Annotated in this window: 25 protein-coding genes; 13 read left to right on the forward strand and 12 right to left on the reverse strand. The window is 34.0% G+C overall.

Annotated features, from left to right (window positions below; genetic code table 11):
- Window positions 1–246: 246 nt before the first annotated feature.
- The 7 genes from leuC to leuB all read left to right on the forward strand — a co-directional run bounded on the left by leuC (window position 247) and on the right by leuB (window position 6,950).
- Complete coding sequence (gene leuC / locus DB891_RS00275; RefSeq protein ID WP_116759433.1) at window positions 247–1,641, forward strand: 3-isopropylmalate dehydratase large subunit; 1,395 nt, start codon at window positions 247–249, stop codon at window positions 1,639–1,641.
- Window positions 1,642–1,834: 193 nt separating this feature from the next.
- On the forward strand, window positions 1,835–2,431 hold the full coding sequence (leuD, locus tag DB891_RS00280; protein ID WP_116759435.1) for a 3-isopropylmalate dehydratase small subunit: 597 nt from the start codon (window positions 1,835–1,837) through the stop codon (window positions 2,429–2,431).
- Window positions 2,432–2,508: 77 nt separating this feature from the next.
- Entirely contained in the window at window positions 2,509–2,811 is a 303-nt protein-coding gene (locus tag DB891_RS00285) for an antibiotic biosynthesis monooxygenase family protein (protein ID WP_116759437.1), read from the forward strand.
- Window positions 2,812–2,824: 13 nt separating this feature from the next.
- Window positions 2,825–3,616, forward strand: coding sequence for a methyltransferase domain-containing protein (locus DB891_RS00290; protein ID WP_116759439.1), 792 nt, complete (start codon window positions 2,825–2,827; stop codon window positions 3,614–3,616).
- Between the two features lie 11 nt (window positions 3,617–3,627).
- Window positions 3,628–4,134: a GNAT family N-acetyltransferase gene (locus tag DB891_RS00295; protein ID WP_116759441.1), complete on the forward strand. Its 507-nt coding sequence runs from the start codon at window positions 3,628–3,630 to the stop codon at window positions 4,132–4,134.
- A gap of 46 nt (window positions 4,135–4,180) precedes the next feature.
- Window positions 4,181–5,704, forward strand: a complete 1,524-nt coding sequence (locus tag DB891_RS00300; RefSeq protein WP_116759443.1) for an alpha-isopropylmalate synthase regulatory domain-containing protein — start codon at window positions 4,181–4,183, stop codon at window positions 5,702–5,704.
- Window positions 5,705–5,888: 184 nt separating this feature from the next.
- On the forward strand, window positions 5,889–6,950 hold the full coding sequence (gene leuB, locus DB891_RS00305; protein ID WP_116759445.1) for a 3-isopropylmalate dehydrogenase: 1,062 nt from the start codon (window positions 5,889–5,891) through the stop codon (window positions 6,948–6,950).
- Window positions 6,951–7,079: 129 nt separating this feature from the next.
- Here the strand turns inward: leuB and DB891_RS00310 are convergent, their stop codons facing one another.
- Complete coding sequence (locus DB891_RS00310) at window positions 7,080–7,445, reverse strand: RNA recognition motif domain-containing protein (RefSeq protein ID WP_116759447.1); 366 nt, start codon at window positions 7,443–7,445, stop codon at window positions 7,080–7,082.
- 474 nt (window positions 7,446–7,919) lie between these two features.
- Between DB891_RS00310 and DB891_RS00315 the strand changes: the two genes are divergently transcribed.
- From DB891_RS00315 to DB891_RS00325, 3 genes are all read left to right on the forward strand, one after another.
- Complete coding sequence (locus tag DB891_RS00315; protein WP_116759449.1) at window positions 7,920–8,477, forward strand: 30S ribosomal protein S16; 558 nt, start codon at window positions 7,920–7,922, stop codon at window positions 8,475–8,477.
- A gap of 14 nt (window positions 8,478–8,491) precedes the next feature.
- Complete coding sequence (gene rimM, locus DB891_RS00320) at window positions 8,492–9,016, forward strand: ribosome maturation factor RimM (protein WP_116759451.1); 525 nt, start codon at window positions 8,492–8,494, stop codon at window positions 9,014–9,016.
- 107 nt (window positions 9,017–9,123) lie between these two features.
- Window positions 9,124–9,831 (forward strand): tRNA1(Val) (adenine(37)-N6)-methyltransferase, encoded by a 708-nt coding sequence (locus tag DB891_RS00325; RefSeq protein ID WP_116759453.1) that lies wholly within the window; start codon window positions 9,124–9,126, stop codon window positions 9,829–9,831.
- Between the two features lie 10 nt (window positions 9,832–9,841).
- Here DB891_RS00325 and DB891_RS00330 read toward each other — a convergent pair whose 3' ends face one another.
- The 10 genes from DB891_RS00330 to DB891_RS00365 all read right to left on the reverse strand — a co-directional run bounded on the left by DB891_RS00330 (window position 9,842) and on the right by DB891_RS00365 (window position 18,846).
- Window positions 9,842–11,095 (reverse strand): carboxypeptidase-like regulatory domain-containing protein, encoded by a 1,254-nt coding sequence (locus DB891_RS00330; RefSeq protein ID WP_116759455.1) that lies wholly within the window; start codon window positions 11,093–11,095, stop codon window positions 9,842–9,844.
- Window positions 11,096–11,377: 282 nt separating this feature from the next.
- Complete coding sequence (locus tag DB891_RS00335) at window positions 11,378–11,788, reverse strand: hypothetical protein (RefSeq protein ID WP_116759457.1); 411 nt, start codon at window positions 11,786–11,788, stop codon at window positions 11,378–11,380.
- A gap of 159 nt (window positions 11,789–11,947) precedes the next feature.
- Entirely contained in the window at window positions 11,948–13,264 is a 1,317-nt protein-coding gene (locus tag DB891_RS00345) for an HlyD family secretion protein (protein ID WP_116759461.1), read from the reverse strand.
- 84 nt (window positions 13,265–13,348) lie between these two features.
- Window positions 13,349–15,541 (reverse strand): peptidase domain-containing ABC transporter, encoded by a 2,193-nt coding sequence (locus DB891_RS00350; RefSeq protein ID WP_116759463.1) that lies wholly within the window; start codon window positions 15,539–15,541, stop codon window positions 13,349–13,351.
- Window positions 15,542–15,659: 118 nt separating this feature from the next.
- Complete coding sequence (locus tag DB891_RS00355; RefSeq protein WP_124019475.1) at window positions 15,660–15,851, reverse strand: hypothetical protein; 192 nt, start codon at window positions 15,849–15,851, stop codon at window positions 15,660–15,662.
- Window positions 15,852–15,871: 20 nt separating this feature from the next.
- The gene (locus DB891_RS00360) at window positions 15,872–16,066 is read right to left on the reverse strand and encodes a hypothetical protein (RefSeq protein ID WP_124019476.1); all 195 of its coding nucleotides are present in this window, start codon (window positions 16,064–16,066) and stop codon (window positions 15,872–15,874) included.
- A 201-nt stretch (window positions 16,067–16,267) separates the two neighbouring features.
- On the reverse strand, window positions 16,268–16,423 hold the full coding sequence (locus DB891_RS17515; RefSeq protein WP_189337070.1) for a hypothetical protein: 156 nt from the start codon (window positions 16,421–16,423) through the stop codon (window positions 16,268–16,270).
- A gap of 76 nt (window positions 16,424–16,499) precedes the next feature.
- The gene (locus tag DB891_RS17520) at window positions 16,500–16,676 is read right to left on the reverse strand and encodes a hypothetical protein (protein WP_189337071.1); all 177 of its coding nucleotides are present in this window, start codon (window positions 16,674–16,676) and stop codon (window positions 16,500–16,502) included.
- A gap of 339 nt (window positions 16,677–17,015) precedes the next feature.
- Window positions 17,016–17,192 carry a hypothetical protein gene (locus DB891_RS17525; RefSeq protein WP_189337072.1) on the reverse strand — a complete coding sequence of 59 codons (177 nt, stop codon included), beginning with the start codon at window positions 17,190–17,192 and terminating at the stop codon, window positions 17,016–17,018.
- A gap of 88 nt (window positions 17,193–17,280) precedes the next feature.
- Window positions 17,281–18,846, reverse strand: coding sequence for a vitamin K epoxide reductase family protein (locus tag DB891_RS00365; RefSeq protein ID WP_116759469.1), 1,566 nt, complete (start codon window positions 18,844–18,846; stop codon window positions 17,281–17,283).
- A 242-nt stretch (window positions 18,847–19,088) separates the two neighbouring features.
- Here DB891_RS00365 and DB891_RS00370 point away from each other — a divergent pair, with 242 nt between their 5' ends.
- From DB891_RS00370 to DB891_RS00380, 3 genes are all read left to right on the forward strand, one after another.
- Window positions 19,089–19,478 (forward strand): helix-turn-helix domain-containing protein, encoded by a 390-nt coding sequence (locus tag DB891_RS00370; RefSeq protein ID WP_189337073.1) that lies wholly within the window; start codon window positions 19,089–19,091, stop codon window positions 19,476–19,478.
- Window positions 19,479–19,560: 82 nt separating this feature from the next.
- Window positions 19,561–20,739 (forward strand): acyl-CoA dehydrogenase family protein, encoded by a 1,179-nt coding sequence (locus DB891_RS00375; protein WP_116759473.1) that lies wholly within the window; start codon window positions 19,561–19,563, stop codon window positions 20,737–20,739.
- A 91-nt stretch (window positions 20,740–20,830) separates the two neighbouring features.
- A complete protein-coding gene (locus DB891_RS00380; protein WP_116759475.1) occupies window positions 20,831–21,616 on the forward strand; it encodes a DUF3050 domain-containing protein in 786 nt (261 codons plus the stop codon).
- A 47-nt stretch (window positions 21,617–21,663) separates the two neighbouring features.
- On the opposite strand, the gene DB891_RS00385 is transcribed toward DB891_RS00380, so the two are convergent.
- On the reverse strand, window positions 21,664–21,981 hold the full coding sequence (locus DB891_RS00385) for a 2Fe-2S iron-sulfur cluster-binding family protein (protein WP_035668621.1): 318 nt from the start codon (window positions 21,979–21,981) through the stop codon (window positions 21,664–21,666).
- Between the last annotated feature and the right edge of the window lie 14 nt (window positions 21,982–21,995).

Genomic DNA, 21,995 nt, shown 5'->3' on the forward strand with positions numbered 1-21,995 from the left:
AAAAAACACAACAAACAGCATCAAGTCAACTTTGAAAAGAAATTCAAAGTCAAATTGAAAAGAGTGAATTTTAGTCAAAAATGATCAACTAAACCACAATAGAGTTGTAAACACCTTTTGGGTATCGTATATAAGCGCTTTTCGAAATTGACGACTCTCTTTTCTTTTCTAAATTTGTTGCCAATGATATAATTTTAAGGAAAGTATCCTGATTATAAAAGAGAAATACACTAAAAAATAGTTAAAATGAGTACTACATTATTCGACAAAGTATGGGATTCGCACGTGGTGCGTAAAATAGCAGATGGACCAGATGTGTTTTTTATTGACCGTCATTTTATTCACGAAGTAACTAGTCCTGTTGCTTTTTTAGGTTTAAAAGAAAGAGGCATTAAGGTTTTATACCCTGAGCGTACTTTTGCAACTGCCGATCACAATACACCTACTATAAATCAACACTTACCGGTTGCTGATGCTTTATCTGCCAATCAATTGAAAGCACTTGAAGATAATGCAGCTGAATATGGTATTTCACACTGGGGATTGGGACATCAAAAAAATGGTATTGTTCACGTTGTAGGTCCTGAAAACGGAATTACTTTGCCTGGTGCGACTATCGTTTGTGGTGATTCTCACACTTCTACTCACGGTGCTTTTGGAGCTATTGCTTTTGGTATCGGAACTTCTGAAGTGGAAATGGTTATGGCTACTCAATGTATTATGCAGCCAAAACCAAAGAAAATGCGTATCAACGTAAACGGAACTTTGAGCAAAGGTGTTGGACCAAAAGATGTAGCACTATATATTATTGCACAATTGACTACTTCTGGTGGAACTGGATATTTTGCGGAATACGCAGGAAATGTTTTTGAAGAAATGTCTATGGAAGGCCGTATGACGGTTTGCAACTTGAGTATCGAAATGGGAGCTCGTGGTGGTATGATTGCTCCAGACCAAAAAACATTCGATTTCTTGGAAGGCCGTTTGTATGCTCCAAAAGGAGAAGCTTGGACAAAAGCGGTTGAATATTGGAAAACTTTAAAAACAGATACTGATGCTGTTTTTGATGCTGAATTGAACATCGATGCAGCGGATATTGAACCAATGATTACTTATGGAACTAATCCAGGAATGGGAATTGGTATCTCAAAAAATATCCCCTCTGCCAACCAAGTGGAAGGTGGTGAGGAAACCTATAAAAAATCTTTGGCCTATATGGGCTTTCATGAAAATGACGTAATGATTGGGAAACCAATTGATTTTGTTTTCTTGGGAAGTTGTACCAATGGTCGTATTGAAGATTTTAGAGCTTTTACAGAAATTGTTAAAGGAAGAAAAAAAGCAGACAACGTTACCGCTTGGTTAGTTCCAGGTTCTCATGTTGTAGAGGCTCAAATCAAAGAAGAAGGCCTCCTAGATATTCTTACAGAAGCTGGTTTTGTATTACGCCAGCCAGGATGTTCGGCTTGTTTGGCAATGAACGATGATAAAGTTCCTGCAGGAAAATATGCTGTAAGTACATCAAACAGAAACTTTGAAGGTCGTCAAGGTCCTGGTTCAAGAACGTTATTGGCTAGTCCAATTATGGCTGCTGCCGCTGCTGTTACAGGAAAATTGACGGATCCTAGAGATTTGATGTAAAAAAAATTGAGATTGAAGATTAACGATTTTTGAATTCAGATTTCGTCAAATCAAAAGATCTCAGATATGCTTTTTCAACATTCAGTTTACATTATACAATTTATAGATTATAAAAAACATTAGCGTTTCAGATTTACTTTTCTACACAGAAAATCTAAAATCAGAAATCGTTAATCAAAAATCAGAAATCACAATGGCATACGATAAATTTACCATCCTTACGAGTAGTGCAGTGCCACTACCAATAGAAAACGTGGATACCGATCAAATCATTCCAGCTCGTTTCTTGAAAGCTACAAAACGTGAAGCTTTTGGTGACAACCTTTTTAGAGACTGGAGATACAACGGAGATGATACTCCAAAAGCAGATTTCGTTTTGAACGACGCAACATACAGCGGAAAAATATTAGTAGGCGGAAAAAACTTTGGTTCGGGTTCTTCAAGAGAACATGCAGCTTGGGCTGTTTACGATTACGGATTCCGTGCAGTTGTTTCGAGTTTCTTTGCAGACATTTTCAAAGGGAATTGTTTGAACATTGGTGTTCTACCTGTACAAGTAAGTCCAGAATTTGCTGATGTTATTTTCAAAGCTATCGAAGCTGATCCTAAAACAGAATTGGAAATCAATTTACCTGAGCAAACGATTACTTTAAAAGCTACAGGTCAAAAAGAATCGTTTGATATTTCTGGATACAAAAAAGACAATATGATTAACGGATTTGATGATATTGACTACTTGCAAAACATTAAAGAGGAAATCACGGGATTTGCAGACAAACTGCCTTACTAAAAATAAATACAATTAGTTTTAGTTAAGAGACCCGACACATTTTTTTAAATCTGTCGGGTTTATAAATAAAAACAGATATGATTTTAGAAGTGGCTATTCTGCAGGTAATAAAAGAAAAAGAGGCTCATTTTGAAAGAGACTTCGCAATTGCCAGTCAGTTTATAGAATCGATTCCAGGTTATGTAAGCCATAGTTTGAGAAAATGTTTAGAGCAGGAAAACAAATACATATTGCTCGTTGATTGGAAAAAATTGGAAAATCACACCGTTGGATTTAGAGAATCTGAAGCATATTTAGAATGGAAAAAATTGTTGCATCATTATTATAATCCATTCCCTGTTGTGGAGCATTATGAAATGGTTTTGGAGAATAAAAGATAATTTTAAATCATAAATGAAATCAAACAAACACATACAAAGGGACGGACAAGAAGCCACTAAAATATTTGATGACAGAAGTCTGCAAAATGATTACAGAAATCTAACATCAATTTTAAAACCAGGTATGAAAGTTCTGGATGTGGGTTGTGGGACAGGTTCTATTTCAAAAGACATTGCAACCATAGTTGGTAAAAACGGAAAAGTTACAGGAATTGACAATACCGAAAGTTTCATTTTAAGCGGAAGTGAATCTCATCAAAACATTAAGAATTTAGAATTAATTCACGTTGATTTATTTGATTTCAATCCAGAAGAAAAATTTGATTTAATTATTTCTGCTAGAGTATTACAATGGTTGAGTAATCAAAAAGAGGCTTTATTAAAAATGAAATCACTTTTGAAACCAAACGGTCAAATCTCCATTTTGGATTATGACCATACGAATCTAGATTGGAATCCGTCGCCGCCGGAAAGTATGCAGGAGTTTTATAATACTTTCCTAAAATGGAGACAGGACGCCGGAATGAATAATAAAATTGGGGAAGATTTACCTAATTTATTGGAAGAAGCCGGTTTTCATTCGATAGAGAAAATCAATTCGGATGAGTTTTATAATGAAGAGCGAATAGATTACAAATCGAAAATAGGCATTTGGTCGAAAGTGGCAGGTTCTCTTCAAATGGTGGAAGAAGGCTATTTAGAAAATGAATTGCGATTGAAAGCCATAGAAGAATACAACCATTGGATAGAAACAAAAGCAATTTCTATGACCATGAAACTAAATGAAGTGCGAGGAAAAATATAAAATTTATAAAAATGGACTTCAAACCCAGCACGATTGGAGATATAGACAGCATTTTTGAATTTTATGATATGGCGATAGCCTATCAAAAAACCAAGTTCAACAAACAATGGCAAGGATTTGACAGAGCATTGGTAGAAAAAGAAATCTCAGAAAATCGCCAATGGAAAATTACAATTGACGATGAAATTGCCTGTGTCTTTGCTATAACATTCGAGGACAAAAGCATTTGGAAAGAGAAAAACAGTGACAAAGCGGTTTATTTTCATCGAATAGTAACGCATCCTAAATTTAGAGGGCAGCATTTTGTAGAAAAAATAATCGATTGGGGATTGCCCTTTGCAAAAGAAAATAGTTTGGATTTTTTGAGAATGGATACTTGGGGAGATAATGAATCCTTAATTGAATATTATCAAAAATGCGGTTTTAATTTCCTTGGAATTATCACCCCCGATTATGACGGTTTACCCAAACATTATGAAGGAATAACATTGAGTTTATTTCAAATTGAAGTAAAATAATAAAACATACAATACTCCTTAAAAAAAGGATTTATAGAACAGCAATATGGAAAAAAGAAAAATTGAAATAATGGATACTACACTTCGCGACGGTGAACAAACCTCGGGAGTGTCTTTTTCTGCTGCAGAAAAATTAACCATTGCGCAATTATTGCTGGAGGAATTAAATATTGACCGTATCGAAGTTGCCTCTGCTCGTGTAAGCGAAGGTGAATTTCAAGGCGTAAGCGGAATTATGTCCTGGGCTACCGAAAAAGGATATACCGATCGAATTGAAGTCTTGGCTTTTGTCGATGGCGGAATTTCTATCGAATGGATGAAAAAAGCGGGAGCCAAGGTGCAAAATTTATTGACTAAAGGCTCTTTAAATCATTTGACCCATCAATTAAAAAAAACACCGGAACAGCATTTTGCCGAAATCGCTCAATCTATTGCTTTGGCCAATGAAAATGGAATTGCCACCAATGTTTATCTCGAAGATTGGAGTAACGGTATGCGCAATTCTCCTGAGTATGTTTTTCAATATTTGGACTTTTTGGTAACACAGCCCGTTAAAAGAATATTATTACCCGATACTTTAGGCGTCCTTATTCCATCGGATACTTTTGAATTTATATCTAAAATAACAGCAAAATATCCCAATATTCATTTTGATTTTCACGCCCATAATGACTATGATCTAAGTATTGCCAATGTGATGGAAGCTGTAAAAGCAGGTATCAGCGGTTTGCACGTTACGGTAAATGGAATGGGAGAACGCGCCGGAAATGCCCCGCTTGAAAGTACCGTTGCCGTTATTAATGATTTTATGCCCGAGGTAAAAATCAACATCAAAGAATCCTCTTTATACTCGGTAAGCAAACTCGTTGAAACTTTTACGGGCTACAGAATCCCTGCCAACAAACCCATTGTAGGCGATAATGTTTTTACACAAACCGCAGGAATTCATGCTGATGGTGACAACAAAAACAATTTATATTTTAATGATTTACTTCCGGAACGTTTTGGAAGAAAACGAAAATATGCTTTAGGGAAAACATCGGGCAAAGCCAATATCGAAAAAAATCTTCAAGAATTAGGATTAAAACTAAACCCTGAAGATTTAAAATTGGTTACCCAACGAATCATCGAATTGGGAGACAAAAAAGAAACCGTTACCAAAGAAGATTTACCATACATCATTTCGGATGTATTGGACAGTCAATCTTATGAAGAAAAAATTGTAGTCGAATCGTACATATTGGTTCATGCCAAAGGATTACGTCCTTCGACCACGCTTTGTTTAAAAATTGATGGTGAAATTATAGAAGAAAATGCACAAGGTGACGGTCAATTTGATGCTTTTATGAATGCGCTTTCCAAAATTTACAAAACCAAAAAAATGATTTTGCCTAAATTAGTCGATTATGCAGTTCGTATTCCTCCAGGCAGTAGCTCGGATGCTTTATGCGAAACCATTATCACTTGGATCCATAACGGAAAAGAATTTAAAACCAGAGGACTTGACTCCGATCAAACGGTTGCCGCTATTATTGCCACACAAAAAATGCTGAATGTGGTAATTATTTAAATTTTAAAATACAATTTTAAAATATCTTGAACCATTAAGATATTAAGAAAATTAAGGTTTGTAGCTTTTCTTATTAAAACTTAATACCTTAATGGTTTTAAAAAAATAATGAATGTTCACAACATTTCCAGTAGAAGTAAAAAAATTAAAATTCAATTAAAAATATAATTAAAAATTAAGAACAATGAAATTCAATATTGCCCTTTTAGCCGGAGACGGAATCGGACCAGAAGTAATTAACGAAGCAGTTAAAGTTTCGGATGCCATTGCCAAAAAATTCAACCACGAAATCACATGGACACCTGCACTTACAGGTGCTTGTGCCATTGATGCAGTTGGTGTTCCTTACCCAGACGAAACACACGAGATTTGTATGGCTGCCGATGCTGTTCTTTTTGGAGCTATCGGACACCCAAAATACGATAACGATCCAAGTGCACCAGTTCGTCCAGAACAAGGGTTATTGTTAATGCGCAAAAAATTAGGTTTGTTTGCCAATGTACGTCCAACCTTTACTTTCCCTTCTTTAATTGACAATTCTCCGTTAAAAAGAGAACGCATCGAAGGAACGGATTTGGTTTTCTTAAGAGAATTAACTGGAGGAATCTATTTTGGAGAAAAAGGAAGAAGAGACGATGGAGAAACTGCCTTTGATAATTGTGTGTACACTAGAGTCGAAGTGCAACGTTTGGCTAAAAAAGGATTTGAACTAGCCATGACACGTTCTAAAAAATTATGTTGTGTGGATAAAGCCAATGTTTTAGAAACTTCTCGTTTGTGGAGAGAAACGGTTCAAGCTATGGAAAAAGACTATCCAGAGGTTGAAGTATCTTATGAATTTGTTGATGCGGTTGCGATGCGATTGGTACAATGGCCAAACTCTTATGATGTATTAATCACCGAAAATTTATTTGGAGATATTTTGACTGATGAAGCTTCTGTTATTTCAGGATCAATGGGATTAATGCCATCGGCTTCAGTAGGAGAACACACTTCATTATATGAACCAATCCACGGTTCATATCCACAAGCAACTGGATTGAATATTGCTAATCCATTGGCGACTGTTTTATCGGCAGCGATGATGTTTGAAGATGCTTTTGGATTAAAAGAAGAAGCCGAAGCAATAAGAACTGTTGTGAACCAATCATTGGAACAAGGAATTGTAACCGAAGATTTAGTGGCTAAAGGTGTAAAAGCTTATTCTACAAGCGAAGTGGGAGACTGGTTGGTTGCCAATTTGTAAAATCAAAAAATTTGTAGAGTCACACTGCGTTGTGTTTCTACAATAATAATAAATGATTACAAAATAGAATGCAACAAAAAAGGTGTCAATTTACATTGACACCTTTTTAATATATGATTGAAAAGAATATTAATATCTTCCTCCTCTGTCTCCACCTCCACGGTTGTCTCCACCACGGCTGTTTCCACCACCATAACCACCACGGGAATCTCCACCACGGCTGTTATTGTTAAAACTTCTTCTTTCACCTTCTGGTTTTGGTTCAGATTTGTTTACAACGATTGCACGTCCTTGAACAGTAGCTCCGTTCAATTCGTCAATTGCTTTTTGAGCTTCATCATCGTTTGTCATTTCAACAAAACCAAATCCTTTACTTCTTCCTGTAAATTTATCTGTGATAATTTTAACTGAATCAACTGCTCCGTAAGCCTCGAAAGACTCTCTTAAATCTGCTTCCTCAATACTGAATGGAAGGCTTCCAACAAAAATATTCATAAGTACTTATTTATAATAATTGAAGCAAATGTACTCTATTTTTATTCTAAACAACTATAAATTAGCATATTTGTGAAATAATTTATGATATAGAGCCTTTTAACTTTTTAACGAATCACTATTTTATTGTTGACAAACTATCTTTTATCCCTTTATCAACTTCATAATCAGCCTGAATAATACCGTTAAGACCTTCAACTATTTTTTTTTACAGTACTAAAATCCGTTACCATCTTATTATATTACCAAATCTCCCTTCAAAACCAAAAAAAGCTATAATCGAAAAAACTGTACTCATACTCAATTGATTTTAAATAAATTAGTTGCCTTTTCAACAAAAACAAAAGATAGAAACACTCCTAACGTACTATCAATCATTAAAGTAATAATCAAATTAGTTTGTTTCGATAAAAGATGTATCTTTGCACCCTTAATTAATCGAGGTCGAGTACCTCAAAATTTAATCACAAGATTATGTCAGTAAAAATTAGATTACAAAGACACGGTAAAAAACAAAAACCTTTTTACTGGGTTGTAGCAGCAGATGCTCGCTCAAAAAGAGATGGTAAATACTTAGAGAAAATCGGTACTTACAATCCAAATACTAACCCAGCAACTATCGAATTAAACCTTGATAGTGCAGTAAAATGGTTGCACAATGGTGCACAACCTACCGATACTGCTAAAGCAATTCTTTCTTACAAAGGTGCTTTATTGAAACACCACCTTGATGGAGGTATTCGTAAAGGCGCTTTAACTCAAGAACAAGCTGATGTAAAATTAGCGGCTTGGTTAGAAGCTAAAGCTGGAAAAGTTGATGCTAAAAAAGAAGGTTTAACAAAAGCACAAGCTGATGTTAGAGCTAAAGCTTTTAAAGCAGAACAAGACGTAAACGCAAAACGTTTAGCTGCTGCTGCACAAGCAGAAGCGGATGCTATTGCTGCTGCAACTCCTGCTGTTGAAGAAGAAGTTGTTGCTGAAGCTGAAGAAGCTCCTGCTGCTGAAGAAAATAACGAAACAACTGAAGCATAATTTAGAAGGCGAAGATGCGTAAAGAAGATTGTTTCTATTTGGGTAAAATCGCCAAAAAATTTAGTTTCAAAGGAGAAGTTCTGGCTTATTTAGACACGGACGAACCTGAGTTATACGAAAACTTGGAATCAGTGTTTGTTGAATGCAACAAACACTTGGTTCCTTTTTTTATTGAAAATAGCTCGTTGCATAAAAATGACTTCCTTCGAATTCGTTTTGAAGATTTAAATACCGAAGAAGAAGCCGACGCCATTATTGGTAACGACCTTTATCTTCCATTAAAAATGTTACCTAAACTTTCGGGTAACAAGTTCTACTTTCACGAAGTTATTGGCTTTGAAGTAGAAGACAAACGTCTTGGATTTGTTGGAGAAATTCAATCTATCAACGACACCACTGCTCAACCTCTTTTTGAAGTACTCAAAGGAGACACCGAAATTTTAATTCCAATGATTGACCATTTCTTGGTTAAAATAGATCGTGAAAACAAAAAAGTTGTCATGGATCTACCTGAAGGTTTAATAGAAATGTATTTGTAGAAAAGTTTATTTGATTAACCAAATAGGACAACTTTTCTACACTACTTCCCAGTTGTTACATTTTTAAATCAAAAATCAGCTATCGTTAATCTTCAATCAAAAATCTAATGTTTCAATTCAAACAATTCTCCATTGAACAAGACCGTTGTGCCATGAAAATTGGAACCGATGGTGTTTTGCTTGGCGCTTGGGCTCCAATAGACAACAATCCTTTTAGCATTTTGGATATTGGCACAGGAACTGGTATTATTGCTTTAATGCTTTCGCAAAGAAGTAATGCACAACAAATCGACGCACTGGAAATTGACGAAGACGCTTACGAACAAGCAGTCGATAATTTTGAAAATTCTCCTTGGAGCGATCGCTTATTTTGCTTTCATGCCGGATTGGACGAATTTGTCGAAGAACCTGAAGATGAATACGACTTAATTATTTCCAACCCTCCCTTTTATACCGACGATTACAAATCCGAAAATGAACAACGGGATCTCGCGCGTTTCGCCGATGCCATGCCTTTTGAAGATTTGGTCGAAGCTGCCGATTTATTGCTTTCAGAAAACGGAATTTTAGCGGTAATCATTCCTCATAAAGAAGAAGGTAACTTTATTGCTTTGGCTAATGAATATGAATTGTATCCTATAAAAATCACTAGAGTCAAAGGAACTCCCTCCACCGAAATCAAGCGTAGCTTATTGGCTTTTAGCCGAAATGAAACTGCAACTGTACTTACAAATGAATTAATTATCGAAACGGCTCGACACGTCTATACTCCTGAATACATTGAATTCACAAAGGATTTTTACTTGAAGATGTAAATTCACATCTTTAAAAATCTACTTTCCCCTCTTCCAAAATAAAATTATTGTTTTTCCAATATTCTGGATCTTCTTTGAGCTTTACGTCTAGTTTTAATCGATCGATGGGCCGAGTGATTATTTCTACATTGTCAGTATTTATATCTACAGACATCAAATCGTAATTAGTATTCGATTTACTAACTAATTTTCTGTCAGTTTTTGAATAATAATTATCCTCAACCTTTTCATTGCAATAATTTATAAAATACTTACCATTCACTAATTTATAGGTTTGTGTAATTTTCAATGTAGATTCAATTCGAATATCATCACTTTCATTAGGCCTGTATGGTGTTAAAACAACATATTGCTCAAATTTCACCACCGCAAAAGAAATAGTGTCTATATAAATAAATCCAGTTACCGATTTAGGAGATGGGTCTCCAAAGCCCGTAGAGAAAACATCTGGCGCTAGATTTGTAAAGCTAATGACATACACTTTTTTACCATTATACTCCAAAGTTCCTTCTTTTTTTAGATCAAATGAGGAAGTCTCATAAAGCACGTTCCGATTACTTAATAAGATATTTCTAAAAATGACAACACCAAAATAACCTATGCCTTTCCAATTCTCTTTAGCTATTTTATACGGATCCCCTCCAAATTGCAATATTTCACCATAATAATCATTAACTGCATCATCTGAAACTTTAATTCCATTGGGACTATAGGTTTGGATAGATGCTTCTTCATTAACAGTAACAAGACTGTCTTTATTGGTCTGTGCCCTAAAAAAGAATTTCTGATTAAAAGGCTCCTGAAAATAATTATCTTCTATATTCTCCTTTGCCTTTTTTAAAATTGATTTCGCTGAAATTGATTTCGCTTTGCTTTTAGCCGATAAAACCACCAATCCATTCAATGTTATTTCCGCATTAGTTTCTTTATTTAGCTTTATAAACAAAAACTCATTTTTAGTCTTTTCCAATTGAGAAACCGAAATGGTATCTGAATAATATCCCAAAACTGAAATGATTAACTTATCATTAAAACTACTTTTTGGAATGTTAAATTGAAATTCCCCTTTACTATTGGCAACAACACTATTATTACAATTCATTAAATACAAATCAGCATTCGAAATTATAGAATCTGTTTTTGAATCTATAATGCCTCCTGAAATTCTGAAAGTTATCTCCGTTTTTTGAATTTCGGATAATTTTTCTTGGGCAAACGCACATTGAAACAATAGAATAAGTAGAAGCAAGATGTTCTTTTTCACTTTGAAAAGGTTTGATTAATTTATAATATGAGAGATTTAAGTGATTCTCAAAACATTATAATCACTTGAAAGCCCTTTCAAATATATAAGATTTTTTAGATAAAAAAACCAAATTAATCGTAGGTAAAAACGACTAATTTGGTTTGTAAAAAATCTTAAATTTATTCTGTTCTAATTCTTCCGAAAAAGTATTAAAATTTGGTTGTCATCCCGATAATTATCGGCAGCTTTTTTATTTTAAAGGAAGAAAATTTCTTCTTGGCGGTTTCATTTAACTATCAACTACTTTGCTAGACAGTATGTGCTACCTGGATCAACATCTCCTTCCGGAAAATTTTTACCATAAAAAGTTCTTTTAACAGTGAAACAGTCGTCGTCAATACTCACAATTGTCATGATAATTCTGTCCCCAATTTCCATCTGAGACTCTCCAAGCTTTTTAACGCAAGTGATTTCATATTCACAGTCGCTGATCCACTTAACACTCCAGGCTAATTGAAGTACACCATTGTCGTAACTTTCTTGAGTGGCACCTTTTACCTCAAAAGTCCTTTTAGGGTAGTCTGGATTATACGCTTTGATGTTTTTGAATTTACTGCAATCCAGTGTTTGTGTTTGTGCTTGTGTTTGTGTTTGTGAATACCCGATTGATCCTGCTAATACTAATAAAATAAGCGCTATTTGTTTTTTCATAATTTTGATTTTGGCTGATTTGGGGAAAACAGCTGATTTACATCTATTAATTTATCCCCCAATATTACAAAATTGTAGCGCTCTATCCAACACTTCTTGTTTACTTTCTTACACCTTTTAATTGTCAGTTTTGTTTTTGTATAGGAGGTAATCCAAATACTACTCTGTCTTAAAAACATCCCTAAACTGGTAGAGAATACGCTCTAACAATCTCAAATCTTCGGTCACAATATCTGCCGAGCCTTTCATTTCTTGCTGAAAAGGAATTTGTTTTTTATAGGAAGACTCTAAACCCTTTGGCAAAGACACATCAATTAATAAATTACCCTCTTTGTCTGGCACCAATGAAATGTTATTTACTTTTCCTCTCAATACTCCAAACTCTCTATCTGGAAAATTAAACAAACGAATATTAACTTTTTGTCCTACCTTAATTTTTCCGGAATTCAATGTAGGAGCTTTCACTTTACCAACGTATCCCTCTTTTATTGTGGGTATGATAGAAAACACATTGTCTCCCGAAGCTATGGATTGGTTCTTTGTCCAAACTTGCAAAAAAGTAACCACACCAGAAACAGAAGACTTCAAAGTATAGGTCAACTCCCAATCTTTTATTGCTTTTTTTAATTGATAAAAAGCTTGCGTCACACTTCGGTCCAAATTGACCGTTTCTCTAGTCCCATTTATTTGAGAGTTTTGACTTGATTTTGTATTATCAATTAAAGATGATTTTAATTGAGAGATTGAGGATAATAAACTTTTATAATTCTTATCAGCTTGTAGATACCCGAGTTTTTTATTTTCGAAATCCTGTGTAGAAACAACTCCTTTATTATACAAAACTTCAAAACGATTGACATCGTTTTTTTGGAGTTGCAATTCGCTTTCATTTATTATTTTTTGTTGTTCCAGTAATCGCAAACGCTCTTTTATTTGAGTATTCTCAGAATGTTGTGCTTTGTTTTCCATTTGAAATGGTTGCAGCTGCGTATTGAGTTCTTCGGCGGAATATTCTTTCTGAAAAATGGCATACGCACTTTCTATATCTCCTAATTGTGCTTTTTCCAGTAAATGAAACGGGAATTTTGCAGTTTCGTTTAAATCAAAATGATCGATACAGTTCTTTAAAATAAATACATCTTTATAATTTGCATTATTCTCAATTATGGCAAGTGTCGTGTTTTCTAAAACTGTTGCTTTATCTTTTACTAAAATAGCTTCAATTCTTCCAGTGGTTTTAGCAACTATTTTTTCTGGTGGAATTGTAGTTGTAATAACAATTTCTGTGCTTACCACATCTGGATATTTTAAAAACCAAGACACGAAAAAAAGCATCATGATGATTCCAAAAATCAAAACGGTTCCCCAGCGAATCATCCAGTGCGGTACGCGGGTAAGAATATCTTGAACTTCTTCACTGCGAAGCTGGAAGTCGGGAGTTTGAAGTTGGGAATTTGAAGTTGGTAATTCAGGCATTTTTATTGTTTTATTTTATATATGACTCTTTTTATGATAAAGTTGGAAGTCTGAAGCAAAAACTTCCAACTTCCTTCTTCTCTCTTAATTCCCTAATTGCAATTGATTTCTAACCAATTCAAAATAATTCCCTTTTTGTTCTACCAATGCCGAATGACTTCCCATCTCGATAATTTTTCCTTTGTCAAGCACCACAATTTGATCGGCATTCATTACCGTACTCAATCGATGCGCAATAACCACTACCGTTTTATTCTTAAAAAAAAGATCCAGTTTACCCATAATCACTTTTTCATTATTGGCATCCAAGGCCGAGGTGGCTTCGTCAAAAAATAGCATTTCCGGATTTTTGTAGACCGCTCTGGCAATAAGTAATCGTTGCTTTTGTCCGGTACTCATCCCTACTCCTTCACTACCTATTTTAGTATTGTATCCTAATGGTAATCCTAAAATATATTCCGTGATATTGGCTACATCAGCTGCATACACCAGCCGTTCTTTATTAATTAAATCCACTCCTACCGCTATATTATTGGCGATTGTATCATTAAAAATAAAGCCTTCTTGCATTACAGCTCCAATATTGGCTCTCCAAGATTTTTGTGCAATGTTTTTGAGTTGGGTATTTCCTAAATTAATTTCTCCTTTGTCTGGATCATAGAATTTAAGCAATAATTTCATTAAAGTAGTTTTCCCGCTTCCGCTAACGCCCACGATAGCGGTAACTTTTCGGGCAGGAATCGTTAAATTCAAATTGTCTAGTACAGGAATATCTGAACCCAGATAACGATAACACAAATTCTTTATAACAATATCACTGTCTTTTGGGATATCATGTGTTTGATGCATTTCTTGTTGTGATTCATCTTCTTTTTCATGAATTTCAGACAAGCGAGCCAAGGAAATTTTGGCATCTTGCAATTCGCGGACAAACTCAATCAGTTGGGTAATTGGACCATTCAAACTCCCTACAATAGAGCTTATTGCCATCATCATCCCTAAAGTAATGGATCCATCTATGACTAATTTTGCCGAAAGGAAAATAATAAAAATGTTCTTTAACTCATTTATTACCGATGAACCAATGGTTTGTGTTTGTTCCAGCACCAATCCTTTTATAGAAACCCGAAACAATCGCGCCTGTACATACTCCCATCCCCAGCGTTTTTGTTTTTCGGCATTGTGCAGTTTAATTTCCTGCATCCCGTTGATGAGTTCCATCACTTTACTTTGCTCCTGACTTACTTCCGAGAATCGTTTGTAATCCAGTTCTTTTCTTCTCTTAAGAAATAAAGTAATCCAACCAAAATACAGAATACTCCCTGCAAAAAACACAAAGAAAATTTGAAGGTTATAATAGGCCAATACCCCTCCCATAATAAACATATTGATTACAGAGAACAATACATTTAAGGAAGAAGTAGTCAGAATTTTTTCTATACGATGATGATCGTTTATGCGCTGCATAATATCTCCCGTCATCCTAACATCAAAAAATGAAATGGGTAAATTCATTAATTTAATAAAGAAATCGGAAATTAAGGAAATGTTTATCCTCGTAGAAAGATGCAAAAGTATCCAACTCCGAATGAGCTCTAGTCCTGTTCTTCCCGCAAAAAGAAACAATTGCGCAAACAATATGAGATAAATAAAATGAATATTTTGATTCTGGATCCCAACATCGACAATACTTTGTGTCAAGAAAGGAAAAATAAGCTGCAACAAACTACTGGCTAATAAACCAACACTTAACTGCATTAAGAAGGATTTGTATCGCAATACATATTGGGACAACAACCCGAATCCAAATCCCTTATTTTCTTCCTTGTCAAATTCCGACTGGAAGAACTTTGGCGTAGCTTCTAGTAATAAAGCGATACCCTCCTGAGTCGTATCATCGGCATTGTTCCCTATCCAAAATTTTATAAAATCGGATTCATTATACTCTATTAATCCAAAACCGGGATCGGAGATAAAATATCTTCCTTTTTTAACATTATATAGGACTACATAGTGTTCTTTATTCCAATGCAAAATACAAGGCAAAGGCACTTCTTCCAAGCTTTTTAAATTCAGTTTTACTCCTAAGGTTCTAAAGCCTATTTTCTCAGCAGCATCACTTAGAAATAATAAATTACTTCCTTCTCGAGTAGTTTCGCTAAAATCACGCAACTCTTGAATGTTTATAGTTTTACCGTAATGTTTCGCTATTATTTTTAAACAGGTGGGGCCGCAGTCCTTAGAATCTGCTTGTTTGTAATTTGGGAATTTTTTCAATTTTAAACTTATTTTTTCGACAGCAATTTAGTACAAAATATTTTCTTTTTCAATATTAAAAACAATAAAGAGGAAATAAATTTCCTCTTTATATAATTATAAAATTTAACAACCTTTATTATACGCAAATGTTTTCTTTTACTGCGCATTTACCAGTGCTTGCATTATATATCCCACCTTCTTCAGCACACTCAGCGGCTGTCATTGTCCAATAAAAGGTTCTAATGCATCCAAATCCTCCATTAATTGATTTTTGCTCCTTTTGGGTTAATTTTTGAGCGCCCTTTAAATCTAAAATATTTTTTAACATCATTTTACAATTTTAGGTTATTAATAACAACATTTTCCACAGGCAACAAGTGCAAACTCATCATCTATTGTTGGACATGTTGCAGTTGTTTTTGGAATACAATACATTGTAGCCCATGCATTAGCACAAGCCTCGGTAATACCTCCATTAATTGATTTTTGCTCATTTTTAGTCAATTTTTGAGCTCCTTCTAATTTTAAAATGTTTTTTAACATGATTATAGTTTTTAAAAGTTTGGTTAATACCCCAATCATTTTGAGACACTTGGGGTTTTGTCTAAAAAAAGTAGTTATTATATTAGAGTTTAATATAATAACTTTAAATAAGTCGAATTATTAATCGAATGCCTTAACAAGAAGGAGCTAATAAAGAAAATTTAATAGCTCCTAAAAAAATGTTTTTACAATAACATTATATTATTGTCCTAAACAAGCGTCATCCCATAGAGAACAAACTCTAGTTCTAGGATTCCAAGTTAAACAACACATTGGCACATACCCACCCGAAATACTTTTTTGCTCCTTTTTAGTCAATTTTTGAGCTCCTTCTAATTTTAAAATGTTTTTTAACATGATTTATAGTTTTTAATAATTTGTTAATGCCCCAATCATTTTAAGACACTTGAGGTTTCTGTCTTTAAATTTTTATTTAAATAGCGTCACAATAAGCTTTACACTTTCTTAAAAAAGGGTCATTAAGGTAATTTGGATCAGCACATACTTGCCAACTACAATATGACGGCCAATATGCTCCTCCATTAATGCTTTTCTGCTCATTTTTACTTAATTGTTGAGCACCTTCTAATTTTAAAATGTTTTTTAACATGATTATGGTTTTTTAATATTTAGTTAATACTCCCAATTGCTTAAAGACACTCGAGGTTTATGTCTGTGACCAAATAAATATTAGAAATTTAATATTGTAACTCTGGACGGCATGGATTAGCACAAGCTAAACTGATGTACTTGCATGTATTTGTCATCGGGTCGATACAATCCTTTAAGCCTCCATTAATACTTTTTTGCTCCATTTTAGTCAATTTTTGAGCTCCTTCTAATTTTAAAATGTTTTTTAACATGATTATAGTTTTTATTATTTGGTTAATACCCCAATCATTTTAAGACACTTGGAGTTTATGTATTACTTTTTATTAGAAAAGGCTAGTTAATAACAAATACATCCTTTATAACACGAGTTAGAATTTGGGTCGTTACAAAGAACACCTCCAGCAATACCACATATATCTGGACTTGAACAATAAGGACGTCCTCCATTAATACTTTTTTGCTCATTTTTAGTTAATTTTTGAGCACCTTCTAAGTTTAAAATGTTTTTTAACATGATTATAGTTTTTTATAATTTATAACACCCCAATCATTTTGAGACACTTGAGGTTTGCGTCTATCCTTGCAAGAATATTTTTTATATTTTAAAGTTGTACTAAACTTTCTATTTCTACGGTATCTTTCTTCACAGAAAAATCATTTATAAAATATTTTAATTCACTGATACTGTATTCATTTGGATATAATTTTCCATTTACAATCTTAACCGGAGTATAGTTGAATTCATTTTTTAAACACCAATCGTATTGCTGCTGAATTTGTTGGTTCACTTTCATTGAGATAACACCTACTTTCCATTTCTTTAACCATGGATCCAATCCAATTTTACGAATATGCCAATCCGAAATGGCTTCTTCCATTTTTTCAGGAAACGTATTATTGATTTCCAGTAAGTTTTCAACTATTGCTTTGTAAGGATTGTCATTGTTCTCTGGGTTAATATTAAATAGAACATTCAAAAATACTTTCTCAGGATATTTATGAACTAAGTCAATGGCCTCTTCAAATGCTTTATGACAATGACCACAACTTGGACTAAGGATAATCGTAAGTGCTATACTCGATTTAGGATTCCCGAACTGTAACCCTTGCAATCTAGCGAACCCATCCTTTACAGGAACTTCTTTTGATAAAAATTCAAAAACAGGGTAACTTCTTTTGAACTTTTTCAATTCTTTTACTTCATTTTCTGCTTTAAACTTAGACTCTAATACCGGTTTTATCATAAACCATAACGAAGTGCAGACAACTATAGAAAACAAGTAACTAAAATCATTAAAAACCACATTCGAAAGTAAAGGTTGTTCTAAAAAGTAACCAACCAAACCTTGCAGAACAAGTATAGCAGACACTACCAAACAGAGCATACACCACTTTTTGATTTGGAATTTTTGAATCGAAATAGAATATGCAATAACTGGAAATGACAATACACTTAGCCAACCAATTATAACGGCAGAAGAGCTAGGATTTAAAAGCAAAGCAACTATATTAATGCTGAAAAAAAGCAATGGCAAATCTGTAAAACTCACCCATTTATTAATCTCCCCTTTTTGAGATTGAATAACCGAATCACAGGAAGTATTGGGATTGATATTGCAAAATTTTGAAACTATTTCATTTTTTAATCCAAACTTTTCTTGAATAATAAAAATACTGACCAGAACACCAACTATAGAAGTAAAAAGCAATATCGAATTACTTACACTATAACTATTGTAAAAAATCGACAAAAGGATTAAGCTTATAATAGGAAAGCTGTATGCTATCCATCTAACATTCGCTTTTCCTTCTGTTGTAATCGCTTGATTGGGTTCTACTGCTACTATTATTCCATTCCACCCTTTGCAAAAATCATCTATAGCCAAGATAGATTTTACTCCCTTTTCAGTCTCAATTTGAATAGTCTTTCCATTTTTGGTCACCAGAACTAAATCATCATTAAAAATGGCAAGAAAAGAATCAGGTAATTCACCTAGTTGTTCTTTTGGGACTTTTATCGCTATATTCTCTATAGACAACATATCTAAAGAATCGGTTATAGCAAATACACTTGGATAGTTGGGATGGGAAAGAAATGATTCTTCAAACTCTTCTTTTATATTTAAATAAAAGTTTAAACTAAGATATTGGTTTACTAATTTTATCATTAATCTGATTACTATTTTACTTCTTTAATTCAATTCCTAAAGAAGGATGGTTGGTTATTATTGATTAAAAACTATATTTTTTTCAATCCTTTTTTATAGAACTTATTACGATAAAAAAAATATTAGTTTTCAAATATATATTTATAAACAAAACATATGTCTACACAAAGCAAACATTTTTCGTACATTTTTTAAACATATGTAAAAAATATCCTTACATTTGTGATGAAACATCAATGTTTATGGAAAAATCAAGATTGATTAAAATTCGAAAAAATCTAGGATTAAGCTGTAAAGAAATAGCAGATTCGCTATGCATAGAAGAATATTCGTATAGACGCAGAGAAAATGGAAAAACCAAAATTAGCAATCAGGAATGGAAAAAATTAGCTAGTATTTTATCCGTTCCTTTTGAGACTATTTTTGAAGCTGAACGTGTGTCAATTGACAATTCTAAAAATACTATTCCCGAAATAAGTTCTAATCACTATTATAGCATCCCTAAAGAAATGGTGGACAATCAACAAGAGTATATTAATATTTTAAAAATTGAAATCGATTCTTTGAAGAAGGAAAATCTTCAGTTGAAAGAAAAATTATTAGCCGAAAAGGAGAAAAAATACTACATTTGAGTATATTTAAAGAAATATAACAATTTACATTGCTTTTGTTATATTTCTTTATGTAAATTTGTTGCATTAAAAACCAGAAACTATGAGACCCGATTTATTTCAAGCCCCAGATTATTACAATCTAGATGATTTATTAAGTGAAGAACACAAACTAGTTCGTGATTCTGCCCGTGCTTGGGTAAAACGCGAAGTTTCTCCTATCATAGAAGAATATGCTCAAAAAGCTGAATTCCCAAAACAAATTGTAAAAGGTTTGGGTGAAATAGGTGGTTTTGGTCCCTATATTCCTGTGGAATATGGTGGAGCTGGATTAGACCAAATCTCTTATGGATTAATCATGCAAGAAATTGAGCGTGGTGATTCTGGAGTTCGATCCACTTCTTCTGTACAATCTTCTTTGGTAATGTATCCTATTTGGAAATACGGAAACGAAGAACAAAGAATGAAATATCTACCAAAACTAGCCACTGGTGAATTTATCGGTTGTTTTGGGTTGACAGAACCAAACTATGGTTCAGATCCAGGAAGTATGATTACCAACTTTAAAGATATGGGAGACCATTATCTTTTGAATGGTGCCAAAATGTGGATTTCAAATGCTCCTTTTGCAGATATTGCCATTGTTTGGGCAAAAAATGAAGAAGGAAGAATACACGGTTTAATAGTAGAGCGCGATATGGAAGGCTTTAGCACTCCAGAAACGCACAACAAATGGTCACTTCGTGCCTCATCTACTGGAGAATTGATCTTTGATAATGTAAAAGTACCCAAAGAAAACTTACTACCGAACAAATCAGGATTGGGAGCGCCACTAGGATGCTTGGATTCGGCTCGTTATGGAATCGCTTGGGGTGCCATTGGTGCTGCAATGGACTGTTACGACACCGCTTTGCGTTATGCTAAAGAAAGAATTCAGTTTGACAAACCTATTGCTGGTACTCAATTGCAACAAAAAAAACTAGCCGAAATGATTACTGAAATCACCAAAGCACAGTTATTAACCTGGAGACTTGGGGTTTTAAGAAATGAAGGAAGAGCAACAACTGCGCAAATCTCTATGGCCAAAAGAAACAATGTAGATATGGCTATCCATATTGCTCGTGAAGCTAGACAAATGTTAGGCGGAATGGGAATCACTGGAGAATATTCTATCATGCGTCACATGATGAATTTAGAATCGGTAATTACCTATGAAGGAACTCATGATATCCACTTGCTTATCACAGGAATGGATGTTACCGGAATTCCGGCTTTCAAATAATACAACAACTATTAAAATATTTATAAAATTGACAGTAAAAGCTTCTTGGTAACGAGAAGCTTTTTTATTTTTACACAAAAAAAGAGCCCCAATGAATATTGCAACGATAAACACAAGCATTCAAACCCAAAAACAACAATTATTAAATCATCCTTTATACCAAAAAGTAAATACACTAGAAGATTTACGTCGATTCTTGGAAAATCATGTATATGCGGTATGGGATTTTATGTCATTATTAAAAGCCTTACAAACCAAATTGACTTGCACCACAACTCCATGGTTTGCAACAGCTAATCCAGAAACCAGATATTTAATCAATGAAATTGTGCTTGCAGAGGAAAGTGATTTAAGTATTGACGGTCGTCGTCTGAGTCATTTTGAAATGTATGTCGAGGCCATGCAAGATTGCGGAGCCAAAACGACAGGAATAGAAGATTTTTTAGAAGAGATTCATTCGCTTCATAATATATTTGTTGCGATTAAAAAAAGTGATCTACATCCCAACATTAAAGCATTTCTTGATTTTACTTTTAGGGTAATTGAGGAAGGAAAGTCACATGAAATAGCGGCTGCCTTTACCTTTGGCAGAGAAGATTTAATTCCGGGTATGTTTACCGAAATACTGAGAAATTTTCAAGCCAATTTCCCTGATAATGATTTAAGTAAATTAATTTACTATTTTGAAAGACATATCGAATTGGATGCTGACGAACATAGTCCAATGGCGATGAAAATGATTACTGAGCTTTGCGGAGAGGATCCGAAAAAATGGTCAGAAGTTGAAGAAATTTCGATTTTAGCTTTAGAAAAAAGAATAGGCTTATGGGATGCCATTGAAGAACACATTCAGGAACAACATCTAGCTTTACAATAAAAACAAAAAACCTGATTCCTATGAGATAAGAATCAGGTTTATATTTTTTAATTCTCTGGTGCTAATTCTAATTCTAAGCCTTCTAGACTTTCGGTAATTGGAATTTGGCATCCCAAACGGCTATTTGATTTTACATAAAAAGCTTCTGAAAGCATCGCTTCTTCATCATCTCCCATTTCAGGCAAAGCGACATCATTTAGAACATAGCATTGACAAGAAGCGCACATGGCCATACCTCCACAAGTACCCTCAACAGGAAGCTCGTAGGCTTTACATAATTCCATTATATTCATTGCCATGTCCGTTGGAGCCTGCAATTCATGAACAACTCCTTCTCTATCTTTGATCTTTATTAAAACATCCATTCGTGTAATTTGTT

The organism is Flavobacterium laiguense (assembly GCF_003097655.1).
In the GTDB taxonomy this organism is placed as follows: domain Bacteria; phylum Bacteroidota; class Bacteroidia; order Flavobacteriales; family Flavobacteriaceae; genus Flavobacterium; species Flavobacterium laiguense.

What these genes read in the sequence shown, in the direction of transcription:
- DB891_RS00375 (WP_116759473.1), top strand. Translation starts at nt 19,561, where the DNA reads ATGAGACCCGATTTATTTCAAGCCCCAGATTATTACAATCTAGATGAT.
- DB891_RS17525 (WP_189337072.1), bottom strand. Translation starts at nt 17,192, where the DNA reads ATGTTAAAAAACATTTTAAACTTAGAAGGTGCTCAAAAATTAACTAAA.
- DB891_RS00290 (WP_116759439.1), top strand. Translation starts at nt 2,825, where the DNA reads ATGAAATCAAACAAACACATACAAAGGGACGGACAAGAAGCCACTAAA.
- DB891_RS00365 (WP_116759469.1), bottom strand. Translation starts at nt 18,846, where the DNA reads ATGATAAAATTAGTAAACCAATATCTTAGTTTAAACTTTTATTTAAAT.
- DB891_RS00385 (WP_035668621.1), bottom strand. Translation starts at nt 21,981, where the DNA reads ATGGATGTTTTAATAAAGATCAAAGATAGAGAAGGAGTTGTTCATGAA.
- DB891_RS00355 (WP_124019475.1), bottom strand. Translation starts at nt 15,851, where the DNA reads ATGTTAAAAAATATTTTAGATTTAAAGGGCGCTCAAAAATTAACCCAA.
- DB891_RS00345 (WP_116759461.1), bottom strand. Translation starts at nt 13,264, where the DNA reads ATGCCTGAATTACCAACTTCAAATTCCCAACTTCAAACTCCCGACTTC.
- DB891_RS00370 (WP_189337073.1), top strand. Translation starts at nt 19,089, where the DNA reads ATGGAAAAATCAAGATTGATTAAAATTCGAAAAAATCTAGGATTAAGC.
- DB891_RS00295 (WP_116759441.1), top strand. Translation starts at nt 3,628, where the DNA reads ATGGACTTCAAACCCAGCACGATTGGAGATATAGACAGCATTTTTGAA.
- DB891_RS00300 (WP_116759443.1), top strand. Translation starts at nt 4,181, where the DNA reads ATGGAAAAAAGAAAAATTGAAATAATGGATACTACACTTCGCGACGGT.
- leuD (WP_116759435.1), top strand. Translation starts at nt 1,835, where the DNA reads ATGGCATACGATAAATTTACCATCCTTACGAGTAGTGCAGTGCCACTA.
- rimM (WP_116759451.1), top strand. Translation starts at nt 8,492, where the DNA reads ATGCGTAAAGAAGATTGTTTCTATTTGGGTAAAATCGCCAAAAAATTT.
- leuB (WP_116759445.1), top strand. Translation starts at nt 5,889, where the DNA reads ATGAAATTCAATATTGCCCTTTTAGCCGGAGACGGAATCGGACCAGAA.
- DB891_RS00325 (WP_116759453.1), top strand. Translation starts at nt 9,124, where the DNA reads ATGTTTCAATTCAAACAATTCTCCATTGAACAAGACCGTTGTGCCATG.
- DB891_RS17515 (WP_189337070.1), bottom strand. Translation starts at nt 16,423, where the DNA reads ATGTTAAAAAACATTTTAAAATTAGAAGGAGCTCAAAAATTGACTAAA.
- DB891_RS00360 (WP_124019476.1), bottom strand. Translation starts at nt 16,066, where the DNA reads ATGTTAAAAAACATTTTAAAATTAGAAGGAGCTCAAAAATTGACTAAA.
- DB891_RS00285 (WP_116759437.1), top strand. Translation starts at nt 2,509, where the DNA reads ATGATTTTAGAAGTGGCTATTCTGCAGGTAATAAAAGAAAAAGAGGCT.
- DB891_RS00310 (WP_116759447.1), bottom strand. Translation starts at nt 7,445, where the DNA reads ATGAATATTTTTGTTGGAAGCCTTCCATTCAGTATTGAGGAAGCAGAT.
- DB891_RS00380 (WP_116759475.1), top strand. Translation starts at nt 20,831, where the DNA reads ATGAATATTGCAACGATAAACACAAGCATTCAAACCCAAAAACAACAA.
- DB891_RS00315 (WP_116759449.1), top strand. Translation starts at nt 7,920, where the DNA reads ATGTCAGTAAAAATTAGATTACAAAGACACGGTAAAAAACAAAAACCT.
- DB891_RS17520 (WP_189337071.1), bottom strand. Translation starts at nt 16,676, where the DNA reads ATGTTAAAAAACATTTTAAAATTAGAAGGTGCTCAACAATTAAGTAAA.
- leuC (WP_116759433.1), top strand. Translation starts at nt 247, where the DNA reads ATGAGTACTACATTATTCGACAAAGTATGGGATTCGCACGTGGTGCGT.
- DB891_RS00335 (WP_116759457.1), bottom strand. Translation starts at nt 11,788, where the DNA reads ATGAAAAAACAAATAGCGCTTATTTTATTAGTATTAGCAGGATCAATC.